The sequence below is a fragment of the Microbacterium sp. F1-18 genome, assembly GCF_052921305.1.
The window spans coordinates 696,042-714,273 of sequence record NZ_JBREVD010000001.1; the positions used below are offsets into that span (position 1 = coordinate 696,042).

At 71.1% G+C, this 18,232-nt stretch carries 17 protein-coding genes and 1 riboswitch; of the genes, 6 read left to right on the forward strand and 11 right to left on the reverse strand.

The genetic code is table 11. The features are described from left to right. Window positions 1–2: 2 nt before the first annotated feature. The gene (locus ACU6RU_RS03230) at window positions 3–641 is read right to left on the reverse strand and encodes an ECF transporter S component (protein ID WP_120263600.1); all 639 of its coding nucleotides are present in this window, start codon (window positions 639–641) and stop codon (window positions 3–5) included. Continuing rightward, a riboswitch (TPP riboswitch) is annotated at window positions 635–744 on the reverse strand. It overlaps the preceding gene by 7 nt. A gap of 37 nt (window positions 745–781) precedes the next feature. On the opposite strand from ACU6RU_RS03230, the gene ACU6RU_RS03235 reads away from it, so the two are divergent. Next, entirely contained in the window at window positions 782–2,134 is a 1,353-nt protein-coding gene (locus ACU6RU_RS03235) for a D-alanyl-D-alanine carboxypeptidase (RefSeq protein ID WP_289330772.1), read from the forward strand. Here ACU6RU_RS03235 and ACU6RU_RS03240 read toward each other — a convergent pair. From ACU6RU_RS03240 to ACU6RU_RS03250, 3 genes are all read right to left on the reverse strand, one after another. After that, window positions 2,097–2,768: a class I SAM-dependent DNA methyltransferase gene (locus ACU6RU_RS03240; RefSeq protein WP_289330771.1), complete on the reverse strand. Its 672-nt coding sequence runs from the start codon at window positions 2,766–2,768 to the stop codon at window positions 2,097–2,099. The genes ACU6RU_RS03235 and ACU6RU_RS03240 overlap by 38 nt on opposite strands. Next, a complete protein-coding gene (locus tag ACU6RU_RS03245) occupies window positions 2,765–3,688 on the reverse strand; it encodes a DnaJ domain-containing protein (protein WP_289330770.1) in 924 nt (307 codons plus the stop codon). Before ACU6RU_RS03245 ends, ACU6RU_RS03240 begins: the two co-directional genes overlap by 4 nt. A gap of 103 nt (window positions 3,689–3,791) precedes the next feature. Next, window positions 3,792–4,862 (reverse strand): enoyl-CoA hydratase/isomerase family protein, encoded by a 1,071-nt coding sequence (locus ACU6RU_RS03250; protein WP_289330769.1) that lies wholly within the window; start codon window positions 4,860–4,862, stop codon window positions 3,792–3,794. Window positions 4,863–4,948: 86 nt separating this feature from the next. Here ACU6RU_RS03250 and ACU6RU_RS03255 point away from each other — a divergent pair, with 86 nt between their 5' ends. Next, window positions 4,949–5,881 (forward strand): ATP-binding cassette domain-containing protein, encoded by a 933-nt coding sequence (locus tag ACU6RU_RS03255; RefSeq protein ID WP_120263604.1) that lies wholly within the window; start codon window positions 4,949–4,951, stop codon window positions 5,879–5,881. Beyond that, on the forward strand, window positions 5,878–6,699 hold the full coding sequence (locus tag ACU6RU_RS03260) for an ABC transporter permease subunit (protein ID WP_120263605.1): 822 nt from the start codon (window positions 5,878–5,880) through the stop codon (window positions 6,697–6,699). Before ACU6RU_RS03255 ends, ACU6RU_RS03260 begins: the two co-directional genes overlap by 4 nt. Here ACU6RU_RS03260 and ACU6RU_RS03265 read toward each other — a convergent pair. The 6 genes from ACU6RU_RS03265 to ACU6RU_RS03290 all read right to left on the reverse strand — a co-directional run bounded on the left by ACU6RU_RS03265 (window position 6,666) and on the right by ACU6RU_RS03290 (window position 10,681). Continuing rightward, complete coding sequence (locus tag ACU6RU_RS03265; RefSeq protein ID WP_120263606.1) at window positions 6,666–7,085, reverse strand: hypothetical protein; 420 nt, start codon at window positions 7,083–7,085, stop codon at window positions 6,666–6,668. The two genes, ACU6RU_RS03260 and ACU6RU_RS03265, sit on opposite strands and share 34 nt — an antisense overlap. 69 nt (window positions 7,086–7,154) lie before the next feature. Next, window positions 7,155–7,955 (reverse strand): uroporphyrinogen-III synthase, encoded by an 801-nt coding sequence (locus ACU6RU_RS03270; RefSeq protein ID WP_120263607.1) that lies wholly within the window; start codon window positions 7,953–7,955, stop codon window positions 7,155–7,157. 209 nt (window positions 7,956–8,164) lie between these two features. Then, the gene (locus ACU6RU_RS03275; protein WP_120263608.1) at window positions 8,165–8,431 is read right to left on the reverse strand and encodes a hypothetical protein; all 267 of its coding nucleotides are present in this window, start codon (window positions 8,429–8,431) and stop codon (window positions 8,165–8,167) included. After that, window positions 8,421–8,831, reverse strand: coding sequence for a phage holin family protein (locus tag ACU6RU_RS03280; RefSeq protein WP_289330767.1), 411 nt, complete (start codon window positions 8,829–8,831; stop codon window positions 8,421–8,423). The genes ACU6RU_RS03275 and ACU6RU_RS03280 overlap by 11 nt, the downstream gene beginning before the upstream one ends. Window position 8,832: 1 nt before the next feature. Further along, window positions 8,833–9,192, reverse strand: a complete 360-nt coding sequence (locus tag ACU6RU_RS03285; protein ID WP_446725889.1) for a hypothetical protein — start codon at window positions 9,190–9,192, stop codon at window positions 8,833–8,835. Window positions 9,193–9,286: 94 nt separating this feature from the next. Next, window positions 9,287–10,681 (reverse strand): protoporphyrinogen/coproporphyrinogen oxidase, encoded by a 1,395-nt coding sequence (locus ACU6RU_RS03290; RefSeq protein ID WP_446725890.1) that lies wholly within the window; start codon window positions 10,679–10,681, stop codon window positions 9,287–9,289. A 55-nt stretch (window positions 10,682–10,736) separates the two neighbouring features. On the opposite strand from ACU6RU_RS03290, the gene ACU6RU_RS03295 reads away from it, so the two are divergent. Beyond that, window positions 10,737–11,315 carry an HhH-GPD-type base excision DNA repair protein gene (locus ACU6RU_RS03295; RefSeq protein ID WP_120264430.1) on the forward strand — a complete coding sequence of 193 codons (579 nt, stop codon included), beginning with the start codon at window positions 10,737–10,739 and terminating at the stop codon, window positions 11,313–11,315. A gap of 96 nt (window positions 11,316–11,411) precedes the next feature. Beyond that, window positions 11,412–14,999 (forward strand): endo-1,4-beta-xylanase, encoded by a 3,588-nt coding sequence (locus tag ACU6RU_RS03300; RefSeq protein WP_446725891.1) that lies wholly within the window; start codon window positions 11,412–11,414, stop codon window positions 14,997–14,999. A gap of 133 nt (window positions 15,000–15,132) precedes the next feature. Here the strand turns inward: ACU6RU_RS03300 and ACU6RU_RS03305 are convergent, their stop codons facing one another. Beyond that, window positions 15,133–16,521: a glycine--tRNA ligase gene (locus ACU6RU_RS03305; RefSeq protein WP_120263613.1), complete on the reverse strand. Its 1,389-nt coding sequence runs from the start codon at window positions 16,519–16,521 to the stop codon at window positions 15,133–15,135. Between the two features lie 140 nt (window positions 16,522–16,661). Between ACU6RU_RS03305 and ACU6RU_RS03310 the strand changes: the two genes are divergently transcribed. Next, the gene (locus ACU6RU_RS03310; RefSeq protein ID WP_446725892.1) at window positions 16,662–18,080 is read left to right on the forward strand and encodes an SPFH domain-containing protein; all 1,419 of its coding nucleotides are present in this window, start codon (window positions 16,662–16,664) and stop codon (window positions 18,078–18,080) included. Window positions 18,081–18,232 lie beyond the last annotated feature (152 nt).

Below are 18,232 nucleotides of genomic sequence, written 5' to 3' on the forward strand. Positions count from 1 at the left end.
CGTCAGACGCGGGCGGTGGCTTCGCGCCCGGCCGCGAACCGGCTGAGCGCCCCGGTGCGTGCCAGGGCACGTGTGATGAGCCAGCCGCCGAGACCTGCGATCACCGCGCCCGACAGCGTCGTCGAGGCGATGTAGACCGACGTGAAGAGCGTGTCGGCGCCCGGGTACCAGAGGATGCGGTCGTTGATGCCACCGGCAAGTCCCGCGCCCGCGCCCGCGAGGAGGGCGACCGGCAGACGCCACGCCGCGTAGAGGAAGACCAGGAAGATCAGTTCGGCGCCGAATCCCTGCACGAGGCCGGACACGATCGTCAGGGGTCCCCACTGATTGCCGACGAGCGCCGAGATCACGGCCGCCAGCAGTTCGGTGTACAACGCCGCGCCGGGCTTGCGGATGATGAGGCCGCCGAGCACGCCGGCGATGAGCCAGGGCCCCGCGAGCAGGCCCTGCAGGCCCGGGAGCAGCGGCGTCAATGCGGCCGACGGCCCCTGATATGCGACGTTCCACAGGAGGAACACCGCGGCGCAGGCGACACCGATGACGCTCGCGACGACGATGTCGACGACGCGCCAGCGGAAGCGGCCGGGCGCGTGCCCGGGACGACGATCGGTGGGCTCGGTGGTGGACGCAGCAGCGTGCATTTCTCTCTCCTCCCTGCGCCGGCATGATCCGGATCAGGTTCGACGGTCGAAGCGTGGATCGCTTCCTCTCAGCCCGGCTCACCGGACTCCCGTGGTTGTCGATGAAGTATATCGGCGCACGCGCGTTGTACGTTGGGCGGGTGACATCTCCCGACTCGCGCGTCGCCCTCGCGTGGGTCGACGACGACGCGGTCACCGGCGCGAACGGGCACCGCGAAGCAGCTGCCTCGGCCGGTCCGTACACGCTCGCGCACGCCGAACTGCTCACCGAGCGGCCGCGCCGGTCGGCGGCGCCGGCCGTGCTCACGACGCTCGGTGTGGCCGTGCTCGTCGCAGGCGGGTACACCGGGGCGACGCTGATGTGGCCGTTGGATGCCGTCGCGCCCGAGATCCTGCCCGCCGCCGTCGCGGCTCCCGCCGCCGCCATCGCCCAGCCCGCGTGGCCCGCCGAGGGCGCCGGGGCGACGGCCGTCGGCGGATTCGCCGCCGTGTCGGCGTCGTCGGGCGAGCCGGAGTCGATCGCGAGCATCACCAAGCTCGTGACCGCCCTCGTCGTGCTCGACCGGATGCCGCTCGCCGACGGCGAACAAGGCCCCGAGTTCGCTTTCACCGCCGCCGACCGTCGGGAGTACCGCGCGTACATCGCCGACGACCAGTCGGCTCTGGACGTTCCCGTCGGCGGGGTGCTGACCCAGTACCAGCTGCTGCAGGGCGTGCTGATCGGCTCGGCGAACAACTACGCCGACCGCCTCGTGTTCGATCTCTGGCCCGACGAGGACGCCTACGTCGAGGCGGCGAACGCCTGGTTGCGGGCGCACGACCTCGGCGGCGTCACCGTCGTCGATTCGAGCGGAATCGATCCCGGCAACACGGCGGCACCGGCATCGGTCATCGCCCTGGCCGAGAGCGCGATGTCGAACCCCGTCATCTCGGGAATCGTGGCCCAGCGCTCCGTCGAGCTGCCGGGTGCCGGGTTCGTCGAGAACACGAACGCCCTGCTCGCCGACCCCGCCGTCGTCGGGGTCAAGACGGGCAGCCTGTACGGCTCCTACAACCTCGTCGCGGCGAAGGACACCGACCTCGACGGTGTCAACGTGCGCGTGTTCGCGACCGCCCTCGACCAGCCCGACGACGAAACCCGCCACTCGGCGACGGCCGCGCTGCTCGATCGCACGATCGCCGAGATCTCGGCGTCACCGGTCCTCCCCGCGGGAACCGTCGCCGGCACCGCAACGACTCCGTGGGGAGCGACCGCCGAGATCGTCACCGAAGCCGACATCCGTGTCGCCCTCTGGAACACGCAGTCCGCTCAGGCGGCCGCGAGCGTCGACCTCGGAGACGCCCGCGACGCGGACGACCAGGCGGGCGAGCTCACCCTCACCGGCCCCCTCGGATCAGCGACGACGGCCCTGCGTCTGACCTCGGACATCCCCGATCCCGACATCTGGTGGCGCCTCAGCCACCCGCTGCAGCTGTGGGGCCTAGCAGGCTGACCTCGCGTCGCGCCAGCACGAACCCCTGTGGGTGCGGTTCACCACCCCGCGCGAGCCGCTCGCGCTGGTCGAGCACGGCGAATCCGCGAGCCGCGAAGGCTGCCGCGACCTCGCGGGGGTCGTGCAGAACCGCATCGAGCGAGACGTCGTGACCGTACGCCCGGTCGATCCGACGCGTGCCGCGGCCACTCTGGAAACCCAGCAGCACGAGGCCGCCCGCCGTCGAGACCCGGGCGAACTCGTCGGCGATGAGGTCGAGCTCGTCCGTGCCGTCATGGATCACGGAGTACCAGGCGAGCACGCCGGCCACGGATCCGTCGGGCAACGGCACGTCCGCCAGGTCGCCCACGGCGAGATCGGCGAACGGACAGCCCGCGCGCGCCAGCCCGATCATCTGCGGCGAGAGGTCGAGGCCGACGAGGCGCAGGTCCGGCCGGCGCTCGCGCATCAGGTGCAGCATCCGCCCCGCCCCGCATCCGGCGTCGAGCACACGGGCGCCGCTCGGGAGCAGGTCGAGGAACCGATCGATCAGGGCGACGTCTTCCGGGGATTCGAACGAAGCATCGGGCAGCAGAGCCGCGTAGTCGGCCGCGACCGTGTCGTAGGCCGCTCGCACGGCTGCTCGGGACGTCACACGAACCGCACCGTCTGCTGCAGCCGGGTGCGCACGTCGAAGAGCTCGTTGCCGCCGATCTCACGCGCACCGGCGACCCCCCGGCGCAGCACCGTGGCGAGCGCGGAGCGGCCGACAACCGCGACCGCGAGCCCGCGCACGCGGCCGAGCTCCTCGATGGCCTGCACGACGTCGTCGTCGGGGAGCACCACGATGACGCCGCTGAACTTCACCCGGGCAGCGCGGCTGAGCGCACGCGCCCGGTGCACGAGCGTCGCGATCGGGGAGTCGACCCCCTCGCCGATCAACTCGCCCCGGCGGGTGCGCACGGGCGCGCCGAAGTCCTCCGACAGCACGGCGTAAAGGCCCGAGGGCCCGAGCACGACGTGGTCGAGCTTCACGTCGGGGTCGCGCGGATCGGCGGCGACGTCGTGCCAGACCGTGTAGCCCATGCCGAGGTCGGCGACGACGCGGGCGGTCGCCTCCTCGGCGAGCGCATCGGCCAGCAGCCGTCTGATCTCGTGCGGCGCGGTGCGCACGAGGGCAGGGTCGTACGGGTCGTCGAGCGGCGCTCCGCGTCCGACCCACTCGCGGATGAGGGTCAGGTAGCGCTCGCGGCGCCAGCCGCCGGGTTGGCCGAAGGAACGAGCCCGCGGGCGCGTGTCGGCGGGACGCTGCGGCGGCCGCCACGTCGAGGCCCCGGGTGAGAAGTCCGGGGCGGCGGTGAAACCGTGCCCCCGGTCGTAGGCGGCGCGGGCGGTGGCCGTTCCGACGAGATCCCAGGCGCGCTGCACCTGCACGAACGCGACGGCGTCGCCACCGGTGTCGGGATGGGTCTGCCGAAGCCGCAGGCGGTAAGCGCGGCGCAGTTCCTCGTCGTCGACGTCGGGCGCGACCCCGAGCACGTCGTACGCCGAGGCGGACAGCGGACTGTCGAACACGAAGAACCCTCCCTCGTGCGTCGCGGCCCCGGGACGGCGCGGACGCACAGCATCCCGAGACTATTACCTCGTGGCCGGGCGCAGTCCGGGAGCCCGACGGAACTCAGTCAGTCCATAGGGCGGGCACGGGCTCGAAGGCGAATGCCTGCGTCACGATCTCGGGATCGAGATCGTCGCGGGATGCCGGCGACCATGACGGCGACCCGTCCTTATCGACGAGTCGCGCGCGAATGCCCTCGACGAGGTCGGGTTGCGTCTGGGCGAACCACAGCACCAGGGCGTACTCCTGGGCCAGCACCGCTCGGAGCTCGTTCCGGGCGCGGGCCTGACGGACGGCCGCGAGGGTGACGGCGAGCGCAGTCGGGGGGAGGGTGTCGAGCAGATCGGCTGCAGCTCGGGCGTCCGACTCGTCGCGCTCGCGCAGCCGCCCGATGATCTCGACGACCGAATCCGCGGCGAAGGCGGCGTCGATCCAGGGCCGCGCGGCCTCCAGGCGGGCGGGCCCCGCGGTCTCGTCGAACAGCAGGACGAGCTCGGTCGCCGTCTGCGGATCGGCTCGGCTGACGAGGGCGTCGCGCAGGTCGTCGAGCCGCTCCGACGGAACGAGGTGGTCGGCGAAGCCGGCGTAGATCGCGTCGGCGGCATCCATCGACTCGCCCGTCAGCGCGAGGTATTCCCCCACGTGCCCCGGCGCTCGCGCGAGCAGCAGGCTGCCCCCGACGTCGGGGGTGAAGCCGATGCGGACCTCGGGCATCGCGAGACGCGATCGTTCGGTCACCACGCGCACCGCCGCATGCCCGGCGAGCCCGATGCCGCCGCCCATCGTGACGCCGTCGGCGAACACGACGACAGGCTTCGGGTACGCGGCGATGCGTGCGTTGAGTGCGTACTCGGCCCGGAAGAAGTGCGCGGTCTCGGCCACATCACCGGCGACGATCTGGTCGTACAGGCCCCGGACGTCGCCCCCGGCGCACAGCCCGCGCTCCCCCGCGCCGTCGAGCAGAACGGCGTCGACACCGGGGTCGTGCTCCCATGCGTCGAGCGCCGCGGCGAGACTCCGGATCATGCCGAGGTCCAGTGCGTTGATGGCTCGCGGCCGGTCGAGCGTGAGGTGTCCGAGCGCACGATCGACACGGGCCCGGACACGCGAATCGGATGCAGCGGCGTCGGTCACCCTCGCCACGCTACCGCCCGGAGTTCGCGGTGAACGCGGCGTGTCGGGCAGGATGGGACCCGAACCACCCGGCGAGAGGGGGCGCGATGGCGGACGGACAGGTGCTGGAGTTCACCGACGTGGCCAAACGTTTCGGCCCCGTCGCGGCCGTCGACGGTCTGACGGCACGGGTCGAGCCGGGGGCGGTCACCGGCTTCCTCGGCCCCAACGGCGCGGGCAAGACCACGACGCTGCGGATGCTTCTGGGGCTCATCGCCCCCACGTCGGGGTCGGCCACGATCGGCGGCCGGCGCTACCGCGACCTGAAGCATCCGCTTCAGACGGTCGGCGCCGTCCTCGAGTCATCGAGCTTCCACCCCGGCAGGTCGGCCGCGGCGCACTTGCGGGTCTACGCCCATGCGGCGGGCATCGCTGCCTCTCGTGTCGACGACGCCCTCGGCATCGTCGGGCTCGGCGATGTCGCCGGGCGCAAGGTCGGCGGGTTCTCCCTCGGGATGCGGCAGCGCCTCGGGCTCGCCTACGCGCTGCTCGGCGACCCCGGCGTCCTGGTCCTCGACGAGCCGACGAACGGCCTCGACCCCGAAGGCATCCGCTGGATCCGCCGGTTCCTCCGCGACCTCGCTGCGGAGGGGCGCACCGTTCTGGTCTCGTCGCACCTGCTCGCCGAGGTGCAGCAGTCGGTCGATTCGCTCATGATCATCACCCGCGGCCACCTCGTCTATCAGGGCGGGATCGAGAACGTCGTGCCGCAGGACGAGATCGCTACCGTCGTCGACGCCGACGATCGTGAAGCGCTACGGCGTGCCATCGCGGCCGCGGGCTTCGAGAGCGATGAACGTCGCACCGGCCTCGCCGTGCGCGGCGCCGACGCCCCGACCGTCGGACGCATCGCCGCCGACGCCGGCATCGCTCTCACCGCGCTGCAGCGGAAGGGCCCGGCTTTCGAAGAGGTCTTCCTCGAGCTCGTCAGCGGCACCCGCGTCCACCCGTCTGCCGAGAACGGCGAGGAGAAGCGATGAACCTCGTGAACGCGACGCGCTCGGAACTCAGCAAGCAGTTCTCCACCTCGGTCTGGTGGGTGCTCCTCATCGTCCTCGTCCTGTACATCGGCGGAACGGCCGGCGGCATGGCCGCCGTCTTCGCAGCGGGTGAGAACGGCTCGCTCCCCGGCACCACGTCGCTGCCGACGGGTCTCGGTGACCGGCTCCCGAGCCTCATCTACGGGCTCGCGACCGCCATGGGATACGTGTTCCCGCTCGTCGTGGGGTCACTGCTCGTGACCGGCGAGTACCGCCACAAGACGCTGACGCCGACCTTCCTCGCAACACCCCGTCGCGGCATCGCGTTGTCGGCGAAGATGCTCGCGGGCGTCGTCATGGGTCTCGTCTTCGGTGTCGCAGCCGTCGGCTCGACGGTCGCGGCGGGGGGCGGGATGCTGGCGCTGTTCGGCGTCGACCCGCAGCTCGCGCGTCCCGAGACGTGGGCCTTCCTCGGGCGGATGCTGCTCGCCCTCGTCCTCTGGGTACTCCTCGGCATCGCCCTCGGCACCCTGATCCGTAATCAGATCGCCGCCGTCGTCGGCATCCTCGCGTTCACCCAGTTCGTAGAGCCGATCGCCCGCGTGGGCGCGAGCATGGTCGAGGGGCTCGCCGACGTCGTGCGTTTCCTTCCGGGCGCCGCATCGGATGCGCTCGCGGGCGACAGCATCTACGCGGCGATGGGCGGCGGTGCGAGCCAGTCGCTGGACTGGTGGGCGGGCGGCCTCGTGCTCGCGGCCTACGTCGTCGTGTTCGCCGTGATCGGCTACGCGGTGTCGTGGCGGCGCGACGTCGCCTGATCGACCAGATCGGCGACATCGGCGGGCTCGTCCTCGACGTCGAGGCGCAGCGCCCGCACGAGCGCGACCCCGTGCCGCGTCGTCAGGATCAGGCGCTGGAACTCGTCGTCGCCCTCGAGATCGACGACGACCGACGGACGGCGACGCCGCACGAGCACGAAGTCAGTGCCACCCGCCGATTCGAACGAACCTGCTGCGATGACCGCGGGCACGAACAGACCCGGGCGGGGAACGCCGCGCAGCCACGACCACGCGTCATCCGTCAGCTGCACCCGCGCGATGTTCTCGCGTGACACCAGGACATTCCGCTGGCGGAATGCCGCTGCGCGCTCGGTCGCAGACAGCACGATCTCGAGCTGCGCGGAGTCGAGCAGGAGGGTCACCATGGGTCCAGTCTGCCAGTCGGACGCTCAGGGAATGCTCACAGACCGGCAACGATCGCGGCCGCGCTCACGTCATGGGGCAGGGGCGTCGGATGCCGGTGCCGGCTGGCGGGAGATCGCGTCGATGAGCGAAGAGATGGTCGTCTCGGCGGCGACCACATCGACGCTGAGACCGAGCTTGCGCGCGTCGCGCGCCGTCCGGGGACCGATCGCCGCGATCAGAGTCGATGCGGGGAGCTCGGGGAACTGCTCGCTGACCTGCTCGGCTACCGACCCGCTGGTCACGAGCACCGCGTTGATGCGGCCACTCGCGACATCGGCGGCGATGCGGTCGGTCACCGGCACACCCACCGTCCGGTAGGCGACGACGCTGCGGACGTCGTGACCTGCCTCGACGAGCATGCGGGTCAGCACGGGCTTGGCGACTTCACTGCGCAGCGCGAGGACACGCGTCGGCTCGGCCTCGATCGCGAGGATCTGCTCGGCCAGGCCCGCGGCCGAGTCGTCCTCATCGGGGACCAGGTCGACGCGGTAACCCACGGCTGTCAGCGCAGCGGCCGTGGTCTCGCCGACGGCCGCAACGCGCGTCTGCGCCGGGATCTCGGCGCGATAGGCGTACAGGACGTCGACGGTGGTCGCGCTCGTCAGCGTGATCCAGTCGAAGGCGCCGGCCGCGAGTTCGGCGAGTGCCCCTTCGAGGTCGGCCACGTCCGTCGTGGGCGCGAAGTTGATGAGCGGGGCGATGACCGGCGTGGCTCCGTGCGAGCGGAGGAGAGCGGCTACCTGGTCACCCCAGGGACCCCCGCGCGGCACGAGCACGCGCCACCCCCGAAGGGGCTTCTGCGGCTCTGCGTGGCCGGGCTCGACATGCATATGGTGGCTCTCGTGAGGCGCGACCACCCCCGGAAGAGCGGCCGACGCACGTTCCTTGTCCGGGCGGTGCAGGCCCGGATGCGCAACATCGGCAGCATTCGCTCCATCGCCGCTGCCTCGTTTCCGAGCATACTCCGCAACGGACGCGGGACGGCGGCAGGAGGTATCGATCCGGACTCGGTTGGCCGAGAACGGATCACGCCGCCCGATCAGCGCGCAATGAGTCGGGCGATGCCCCAGACGACGGCGCCCACCGCGACCGCGACGCCCACCGCTGCTGCGGCGGCGCCCGCCGGGTTGCGCTCGGCATAGGCGCGGGCCTCTCGGCTGGCGCGATCGGTCGCGATGACGGCGCGCTTGGGGAGGTTCGCCTTGTGCTCGATCGCGGCGAGCGCGGCCTTCAGCTCGGCGCGTGCCTTCTCGACCGGGTCGTTGATGCCCAGCGGCACGGCGGTGTCGGGGAGCTCAGAACTCATCGGCCACTTCCTTCACGATCTTGGCGTCGGTGGAGATCGCCTGGGCGGGGTTCTGGCGCGAGCTCAGCTTCTTGAAGCGAAGGAGGCCCAGCACCGCGAACACGGCGGCGATCACGAGGAGGATACCGATCACGATGAGCGACGCGGCCCACGCGGGCAGCCACGACGACAGCCCGATGATCGCGAAGGCGCCGATCGCCGGAATCGTCCAGAACAGGAAGAACAGGGCGACGATGAACCAGACGCCGCCGATGCCGGCGTCCTTGCCCGTCTTCTTGGCCCACGCCTTCGCCGAGTCGATCTCGGCGACGACGAGGTTGCGGACGAGCTCGGGGATCTCACCAATCAGGGTGAACAGGCTGTCGTCGGCGCGGTCGCGGAATCCGCGGGGCGTGCTCATCTCAGCTATCCGCCACGGCGCTCGCGTCGGCGACCTTGCGCGCATCGCGCTCGGCGGCCTTGCGCACGTCGCCGGCGACCTTCTCGCCCTCCGCGACGGCCGCGTCGAGCTTCTCGCCGGGGGTTCCGCTCTTGCCGGCGGCCTTGACGACCTTCTTCGCACTGTCCCAGACGACACTGGGCACCGCGAGGGCGGCGGACTTGCCGAGCTCGGTGACCTTTCCCACCTGCTTCTGCACGGGGTCGAGCTCCCAGATCTGCTGGGCCTTCTCTTTGATCTGCTCGTAGCGCTGACGCCCGGCGCGTGCCCCGAGCACGTAGCCCGCGGCGAGTCCGACGGCGATGCCAATCTTGCCCCTCATGGGGTCTCCTCACGTTCGACGTTGCTGCGTTGTCTCAGGCTATCGCCGTATGCCGCCTCAGGTATCCACTCCCGTAACGCGGCGGAGCCGACTATCATGCCGGATCGACCCCGTGCCACAGCACCGCGTGCCGCGCGGCATCCGCCTCGACGACGGCGTCGGCGGCGACTCGCTCGAGACTGTTTCCCGAGAGCCACCCGCCGACGACCGCGAGCCCCGGAAGCGTGCGCGTCCGTGCGCGGATGCCCTCGACTGCTTCGGCGTGTCCCAGGAGCGACGCGGGGGCCGCGCGGGAGTACGTGATGCGCGCCGAGGCGCGAACGGCTCCCGGCGGGATGACCACGCCGCACAGATCGGACGCCGCGGCGCGCGCGGTCTCTACGGCATCCGCATCGGACGCGTCGGTGTGCGGCAGCGTCACCCGCAGGATGTGCTCGTCCTCGGCCAGCGCCTCGCCGATCCACGGCCACGTCCGCGAGATGTGACGCACGGTGACCGGCTCGGGGCCCGGCCCGATCACGAGCGACCCGCGCTCGGGTACGTCGAGTCCCGCGAGGCGCACCAGCACGACATCGAGCGGTCGCGGGCGGGGCTCGGCGCTCGCAGGAAGCTCGACGTGCGGGGCGAGCAGCCGACGGGCGGTGTCTTCGTCCGCCGCGACGACGAGGAGATCGGCCGGCACCTGCTCGTCGGCGTCGTCCGCGCTCACGAGCCACGTGTCACCATCGCGTCGGATCTGGCTGACGGCGGCGTCCGTACGGATGTCGACGTCGAAATCGCGCAAGCGGGCCTCGAGCGCATCGACCAGCCGGAACAGTCCCCCGCGCGGAGCCCGCCGCTGCGGCGAGCCGGGACGCACGGTCTGTGCGACCGCGCCGCTGAGCGAGCCGGTTCGCGTGAGCGCCGGGTTCAGCGACGGGGCGGCGACGTCGACGTCGATGAACTCCGGGGCGACGCCGTGCACGGCCAGCACGTACGGCGCCACGAGCCGGTCGCGCACGCGCTCGCCCATCCGCGACGACACGAGTTCGCCGAGGCTGCGTCGCCGACCCACCGTCAGCGGCGGCCGCACGCGGTCGAGATAGGCACGCCACGCGCCGCGCATCTCGATGTGGCGTCGGACGTCCTCCGCCCAGGGGTTCGCCGGGATCCCGAGCACCGTCTCGGCGGGCGCGGGGGCGGGCCCGTTCGGACCGGCCGCGAGCCACAGCTCGTCATCGCGGGCGGTCTCGAGCTCGTCGGTCAAACCGACCTCGTCGATGAGCTTCGCGAGGGTCTGCGCCGAGGCCGGCACGCCGTCGGCCGCGGCATCCACGGTCAGGTCGCCCAGCGTCGCACGGTCGAGCGAGCCGCCGAGGTGCGGGCCGGCCTCGATCAGCGTCACCCGCAGGCCGAGTCGCGCGCATTCGAGAGCCGCCACGGCTCCCGCGATACCGCCGCCGACCACGACGACGCGGGTGTCGTGGGCGTGCGTCACGAGATCCGTCATCCCTCCATCCTGCCGCTCGCGGATGAGAACGCGGGCCGATGAGAACATGGGGAGCATGAGCCTGCACATCACCGACGACGACGCCGCCGATCAGCTGCTGACCGAGAATCCGCTCGCCCTGCTGATCGGGATGCTGCTCGACCAGCAGATCGCCATGGAGACGGCGTTCACCGGGCCGTTGAAGATCCGCGAGCGGGCCGGCTCTGTCGACGCGGCGGCGATCGCGGACTACGACCCCGAGGAGTTCGTCGAGATCTTCCGGCAGACGCCGGCCGTGCACCGGTTCCCGGGATCGATGGCGGGCCGCGTCCAGACCCTCTGTCAGACGATCGTGGACGACTGGGGCGGCGATGCCTCGGCGATCTGGACGTCGGGTGATCCTGACGGAGCGACGGTGCTGAAACGGCTCAAGGCATTGCCCGGGTTCGGCGAGCAGAAGGCGAAGATCTTTCTCGCACTGTTGGGCAAGCAGTACGGCTTCACCGGCGCCGGATGGCGTGAGGCCGCCGGATCGTACGGCGACGAGGGCTCGTATCGTTCGGTGGCCGACATCGTCTCTCCCGAGTCGCTCACGAAGGTGCGCGAGTACAAGCGTGCGACGAAAGCCGCTGCGAAAGAGGCTGCGAGCTCCTGATCACCGGGGTTTTCGAAAAGGCTGGCGGAACGCGGCGGATATGTTTGAGTAGTCGACAATCCGTTCCCCCGGTCTGCGCAAAGGAGCGCTCGAACCATGCGAATTCGTCGACCCCGAATACTGGCAGTCGCGGCGACCGCGGCCCTCGCCGCACCGCTGCTCGCCGCGACGGGAGCCGCTGCGGCCCCCACCGCCGCCGCCCCCGTCATCGCCAACGATTTCTCGACCCCTTCGCTCGGCGACGGGCTGACGCAGAGCGGGGGTGACGGCTCGACCCTCGACTACGCCGACGGCGCCCTCGTCGTGCAGGGCCGCGACGCCGACTACGTCGGCATCCAGACGGCGCCGGGATTCCTCGAACCCGAGACGACGTACACCGTCAGCGCACGCGTACGGCTCGCGCCCGGTACGCCCGACACCCGAGCGCGCTGGGTCGGCGTCCCGGGGTACACGTGGATCGGCGACACGACCATCTCCGCCGACGACTGGACGACGGTCACCGGCACGTGGACGTCGCCCGCGACCGCGGAGGCCGTCGGGATCTACCTCGGCACCGCCGACATCGCGGACGCCGCGCCCTACACCTACCTCGTGGACGATGTCACAATCACCACGGACGGCGATTCGGGCACAGATCCGGGCGGCGGACCCCAGACCCCCGGCACCGTGCTGATCGAGAGCACGTTCGACGACGGCGCCCTCGGCGCGTGGCAGCCTCGGGCCGGGTCGAGCGGCGCCGGCCCGACCGTCGACGTCGTGCCGGACGGAGCCGACGAGTCGTCGCACGCGGCGCTCGTCACGGACCGGACGCACGAGGGCGACGGCATCCTCCTGGATGTCACCGACACCCTGCTCGCGGGACAGACCTACGCCTTCTCCGCGGCACTGCGCTTCGCTCCCGGAGCAGACCCGGGCCAGGGCCTGACCGTCTCGATGCGCACCGACGACGGCGGCGCGGTCGCCTACACCAACCTCCTGCAGGCCGAGAGCGTATCGCCGACCGGGTGGACGACCGTGACCGGCGCCATCACCATCCCCGAGTACGACCTCGCAGCCGAGCTCTACATCGAGGCGCGCTACAACTCGGGCAACACCTCGCCGTTCCTCGTCGACCAGGTCACGGTCGCGGTGCCCGAGGCGGGAGAGGGCGACCTCGATCTCACTCCGCTGAGGGACACGACCGACTTCCCGGTCGGCGTCGCGGTCGACCAGCGCGAGACCAGCGGGGCGGCATCCGACCTGCTGCGGCACCACTTCGACCAGATCACGCCCGAGAACCACATGAAGGTCGAGGCCTGGTACGACGACCAGCAGCAGTTCCAGCGCCACCCGCAGGCCACGGCCCTGCTCGACTATGCGGCGGCGAACGACCTGCGACTCTACGGGCACGTGCTGCTGTGGCACGCGCAGACCCCCGACTGGTTCTTCCAGGATGCATCAGGGCGTGAGCTCACCGACTCCGAGGCCGACAAGCAGCTGCTGCGCGACCGGCTCGCGACGCACATCGACAACGTCGCACGGTCGATCGCCGACGACTACGGCCTGTTCGGGTCCGAGACCAACCCGCTCGTCGCGTGGGACGTCGTCAACGAGGTCATCTCCGACCAGGCGACGCCCGACGGGCTGCGGACCAGCCGGTGGCACGACGTCCTCGGTGAGGAGTTCATCCACCTCGCCTTCCGGCTCGCCGACCAGGCGTTCAACGACGACTACGCGGCGCCGGGCACCGACCGCCCCGTGAAACTGTTCATCAACGACTACAACACCGAGCAGGACGCCAAGGGCTCGCAATACGAGGCCCTCGTCGGCCGGATGCTGGACGCGGGCACGCCGCTCGACGGGGTGGGCCACCAGTTCCACGTGTCGATCAACACGCCCGTCAGCGCTCTCGCGAGCACGCTCGACCGCTTCGCCGGGCTCGGGCTCATGCAGGCGGTCACCGAGCTCGACGTCACGGTCAACCCCGCGACCACCGCGAACCTCGCGCGCCAGGGGTACTACTACCGCGACGCGTTCGACGTGTTCCGCGGGTACCACGCCGCGGCCCCGGCATCCGAAGGTCTCTACTCGGTCACCGTGTGGGGGCTGACCGACGCCCGCTCGTGGCGCTCGGAGCAGGCGCCCCTGCTGTTCGCGGGCGACCTGAGCGCGAAGTCGGCGTTCTTCGGTGCGATCGGCCAGGACGACGGCCTGCCGCCGCTCCTGACGACCGCCGATGTGTTCCGCGGCGACGTCGACCTCGACGGTGCGATCGTCGATGCTGCCGAGTGGCGCAATCTGCCGGAACACCCGCTCACCGGCGACGCCGGCGGCTTCCAGACGCGCTGGAGCGACGACCATCTCACGGTGCTCGTCCGCTCGAGCACGCGCCCGGAACGGATCGAGTTCACGTATCGGAACGAGCAGCCCGTCTTCGGAACCGATGGTGATCTCACGGGCCGGACGGTCGAGGTCGACGGCGCGTTCTACTCCGTCATCCAGCTGCCGCACGAGGCCCCGAGCGTGGGCGCGACGGCCGCGTTCGACGTCCGTGTCTTCGGCGCAGAGGGACTCTCCGGCGCCTGGAACTCGGCGGGCGCGACCGGTCAGCTGACGTTCTACGAGGAGCTGTCGTACCTCGAGGTCCCGCGCGCCGAGGGGCTCACCGTCGACGCGGTCGTCGACGACGCGTGGGCGGCTGCCCCGCGGATCGAGACCGCCAAGCGCGTCGAGGGCGACGCGAGCGGCGCCACGGCGGCGGTCCGCACGCTCTGGCGCGACAACGTCCTCTACACGCTGTTCGAGGTCGTCGATCCCGAGATCGACACAACGAACAGCGATCCCTGGAACCGCGACGGCGTCGAGATCTTCCTCGACCTCGGCAACACCAAGAGCGGCGCCTACGGACCCAACGACACGCAGATCCGCATCACCGTCGACGGCGACGTCACCTTCGGCACCGGCAACGAGGCCCTCCAGCGCTCACGGCTGCTGGAGAGCGCGACCGCGCGCACCGCCGACGGCTACATCGTCGAGGCGGCGATCGACCTCGTCGGTCAGTCGGGCGGGCAGAGCGACGTGCCGCTCGGCGGCGCCGGCACCTTCCAGGGGTTCGACGCGCAGGTCAACGACGCCCGCGGCGGCTCGCGCTTCGCCGTGCACACGTGGGCCGAGCCGACCGGCACCGGCTACCAGACCACCTCGCGGTGGGGTGTGATCCACCTCTCCGATTCGGTGACCACGCCCGGAGAGCCCGGCGGTCCTGGGGAGCCCGGCGGTCCTGGCGAGCCCGGGGAGCCCGACGCATGGGCGACGGTCGACATCGGGGACGGTCGCGTCGCCCAGGGCGGATCGCTGCCCGTACGGGTCTCGGGCCTCGAGCCGCAGCAGCGGATCGGCGCCACGCTCTACAGCGATCCGATCGTCGTCAACGGCATCCCCGCGGCCGACGCGTCGGGCGAGGTGCGCTTCGCCGTCGCGATTCCCCGCGACCTCGAGATCGGAGAGCACATCCTCGTGGTCGCGTCGCCCGGGTTCGACGACATCCGCGTGGCCGTGACCGTCGTGAGCGGCGGGGCGGGCAGTGGCGCGGGCAGCCTCAGCGCGACCGGCGGCGAGCTGCCGTGGGGCGCCGCACTCGCGGCCGCCGTGCTCCTGACCGCGGGCGGCCTGTTCATGGCGCTGCGCCGACGCCGCACCCTCTGACGCGCGCGCCCGACCTCGGGCGCGAACATCGGAGAAAAGCGCGAACCTCGGAGCCCATCACACGATGGCTCCGAGGTTCGCGTCATTCTCCGCCCGGACGACCGGGGGGGGAGGCGGGAGGCGGCGACCTGCGTCAGGCGCCGCGCAGGCGCTCGGCGAGGTAGCCCTCGAGCGCGTCGAGCGCGATGCGCTCCTGGGCCATCGTGTCGCGGTCGCGGACGGTGACGGCGCGATCGTCGAGCGAGTCGAAGTCGACGGTGACGCAGAACGGCGTACCGACCTCGTCCTGACGGCGGTAACGGCGCCCGATCGCGCCGGCGTCGTCGAAGTCGATGTTCCAGCCGCGGCCGCGGAGCGTGTCGGCGACCTCGCGCGCCAAGGGCGACAAGCGCTCGTTGCGGCTGAGCGGCAGCACGGCCACCTTCACGGGCGCCAGGCGCGGGTCGAGGCGCAGCACAGTGCGGGTGTCGACGCCGCCCTTCGCGTTCGGCACCTCCTCTTCGTCGTACGCGTCGACGAGGAAGGCCATCATCGCCCGCGTCAGACCGAACGACGGCTCGATGACGTACGGCGTGTACTTCTCGCCGGACGCCTGATCGAAGTAGGTCAGCGACTGACCGGATGCCTCGGAGTGGCTGCCCAGGTCGTAGTCCGTGCGGTTCGCGACACCCATGAGCTCGCCCCACTCCTTGCCGGGGAACCCGAAGCGGTACTCGACGTCGATCGTGCCGGCGGAGTAGTGGGCGCGGTCGTCCTCGGGCACATCGAATCGCCGCATGTTGTCGGCGTCGATGCCCAGCTCGATGAACCAGTTCCAGCACGCCTCGACCCAGTGCTCGAACCACTCCTGCGCTTCGGCGGGCGGCGTGAAGAACTCGATCTCCATCTGCTCGAACTCGCGGGTGCGGAAGATGAAGTTGCCGGGCGTGATCTCGTTGCGGAACGCCTTGCCGACCTGACCGATGCCGAACGGCGGCTTCTTACGGCTCGCGGTGAGCACGTTCGAGAAGTTCACGAAGATGCCCTGCGCGGTCTCGGGGCGCAGGAAGTACAGCCCGGTCTCGTCGTCGACGACGCCGAGGTAGGTCTTCACCAGGCCCGAGAACGACTTGGGCTCGGTGTACTGGCCCTTGGTGCCGCAGTTCGGGCACGGGACGTCGCCGAGGCCGTTCTCGGCCTTGCGGCCCTTGCGCGCCTCGAAGTCCTCGATGAGGGTGTCTTCGCGGAAGCGCTTGTGGCACTGCAGGCACTCGACCAGAGGGTCGGTGAACGTCGCGACGTGGCCGGAGGCCTCCCAGACGCGCTTGGGCAGGATGATCGACGAGTCGAGGCCGACCATGTCGCCGCGACCGCGAACGAACGTCTGCCACCACTGGCGGCGGATGTTCTCCTTGAGCTCCGTGCCGAGGGGGCCGTAGTCCCACGCGGAGCGCGAACCGCCGTAGATCTCCCCCGCCTGGAAGACGAACCCGCGATGGCGGGCGAGGGCGATGACTTTGTCGAGGCGGGACTGCTCGGCCACAGGTGGCTCCTCATGGTCGTTTTCGGGATGCGCCGGCGGCGCGGATGCCGCAGACAACGGCATCCTCGATTCTAGTCGCGCCGCGCACGTCGACCCCGATACGGTCGAAGCACACATCGTTACGTACGGGAAAGGTCAGCATGGAAGCTCTATTCGCCGGAGGCGCGCTCGTGATCGGCGGCATCGCCGTAGTCGCCGTCATCATCCTTCTGATCTTCCTGCTGATCATGGTGCGGGCCTGGTACAAGGTCGCCAAGGCCGACCAGGCGCTCGTCGTCGTCGGCCGCAATCAGAAGAACGCCGCGGGCGACTCGTCGCGCATCTCGATCATCACCGGCGGCGGCGCCCTCGTGAACCCGCTGACGCAGCGCGCCGAGATGATCTCGCTGCGTGCCCGGCAGATCAAGATGGAGCCGACGGCGCAGGCATCCAACGGCGTCACCGTCTCGGTGGCGGGCGTCGCCCTCGTGAAGATCGGCTCGGACCCCGAGTTCGTGCGCCGCGCGGCCGAGCGATTCCTGTCGCAGGACGGCGCGATCGAGCAGTTCACGACGGAGCAGCTCGAGGGCGCGCTCCGCGGCGTCGTCGCGACGCTGACCGTCGAGCAGCTCATGAAGGACCGTCAGAAGCTGTCGGACCAGATCGCCGAGGGAATCAAGAGCGACCTGCTCGCCCAGGGACTCATCCTCGACTCGTTCCAGATCCAGGGCATCACCGACAAGAACGGCTACATCGACGCCCTCGGCGCGACCGAGGTCGAGCGCGTGCGCCGCGAGGCCGACGTCGCCCGCATCAACGCCGCCCGCGAGGTGCGTGCCCGTCAGCTCGCGACCGACGAGGCGAACCTGATCGAGCAGACCGCGTACGACAAGAACTCCGCCGCCGCCTCCGCCGAGGTCGGCCGCGCACGCGCCGAGGCCGAGCAGGCCGAGGCCCTGGCCCGCGCCCAGCGCGAGCAGGACGTGCTGCTGCAGGCCGCCGAGAACCGGCAGGCCCAGCTCGACGCCGACATCAAGAAGGTCGCCGACGCTTCGCTCTACGAGCGTCAGCGCAAGGCCGACGCCGACGCGTACGCCGAGGTCAAAGCCGCCGAGGCCCGCGCGCAGATCGCCGCCCAGGAGGCCGAGGCCACGCGCCTGCGCGCACAGGCCGAGGCCGACGCCGTGCGCCTGGCCGGTGAAGCCCGCGCCGAGGCGATCGAGGCCGAGGCCGCCGCCATCGCGCAGAACCAGGAGGCGCTGCTCGCGCAGCGCGCGATCGAGGCCCTCGTGCCGCTGATGACCGAGTTCGCCCGCGGCTTCGACAAGGTCGGGTCCATCACGGTGCTCGGCGGCGACGGCGCATCGAGCCACATCGCTTCGGAGAGCGCGTCGAGCATGCGCGCCACCTTCGACGCCGTGCAGGCCACGACCGGCATCGACCTGCGTCAGATCATCCAGGGTCAGGCCACCGGCCGCGGCGTCGCCCAGGGCCTGCGCGCGGACGACGCGGCCCCAGCGCCGGCCCCGGCCCCGGCGACGGCGACGGCGACGGCTCCGGAGGGCACCTCCGCGGAGTGACCCCGCGCTAACTCCTCACAATCAGCGACGCCCCGTCTCACCTCTCGCGAGATGACGGGGCGTCGTCGTTCGCGGGCTCGCAGATCCGAGGAGTTGCCGCGCGCCCTTGTCAACCGGGTGCGTCGCGGCGTCACGGGTTCGTAGCGTCGGGG

Excerpts from the sequence above, each read along its gene's own strand:
- ACU6RU_RS03230 (WP_120263600.1), bottom strand. The coding sequence starts at position 641 with ATGCACGCTGCTGCGTCCACCACCGAGCCCACCGATCGTCGTCCCGGG.
- ACU6RU_RS03255 (WP_120263604.1), top strand. The coding sequence starts at position 4,949 with ATGGCGGACGGACAGGTGCTGGAGTTCACCGACGTGGCCAAACGTTTC.
- ACU6RU_RS03260 (WP_120263605.1), top strand. The coding sequence starts at position 5,878 with ATGAACCTCGTGAACGCGACGCGCTCGGAACTCAGCAAGCAGTTCTCC.
- ACU6RU_RS03265 (WP_120263606.1), bottom strand. The coding sequence starts at position 7,085 with ATGGTGACCCTCCTGCTCGACTCCGCGCAGCTCGAGATCGTGCTGTCT.
- ACU6RU_RS03270 (WP_120263607.1), bottom strand. The coding sequence starts at position 7,955 with ATGCATGTCGAGCCCGGCCACGCAGAGCCGCAGAAGCCCCTTCGGGGG.
- ACU6RU_RS03275 (WP_120263608.1), bottom strand. The coding sequence starts at position 8,431 with ATGAGTTCTGAGCTCCCCGACACCGCCGTGCCGCTGGGCATCAACGAC.
- ACU6RU_RS03280 (WP_289330767.1), bottom strand. The coding sequence starts at position 8,831 with ATGAGCACGCCCCGCGGATTCCGCGACCGCGCCGACGACAGCCTGTTC.
- ACU6RU_RS03285 (WP_446725889.1), bottom strand. The coding sequence starts at position 9,192 with ATGAGGGGCAAGATTGGCATCGCCGTCGGACTCGCCGCGGGCTACGTG.
- ACU6RU_RS03290 (WP_446725890.1), bottom strand. The coding sequence starts at position 10,681 with ATGACGGATCTCGTGACGCACGCCCACGACACCCGCGTCGTCGTGGTC.
- ACU6RU_RS03295 (WP_120264430.1), top strand. The coding sequence starts at position 10,737 with ATGAGCCTGCACATCACCGACGACGACGCCGCCGATCAGCTGCTGACC.
- ACU6RU_RS03300 (WP_446725891.1), top strand. The coding sequence starts at position 11,412 with ATGCGAATTCGTCGACCCCGAATACTGGCAGTCGCGGCGACCGCGGCC.
- ACU6RU_RS03310 (WP_446725892.1), top strand. The coding sequence starts at position 16,662 with ATGGAAGCTCTATTCGCCGGAGGCGCGCTCGTGATCGGCGGCATCGCC.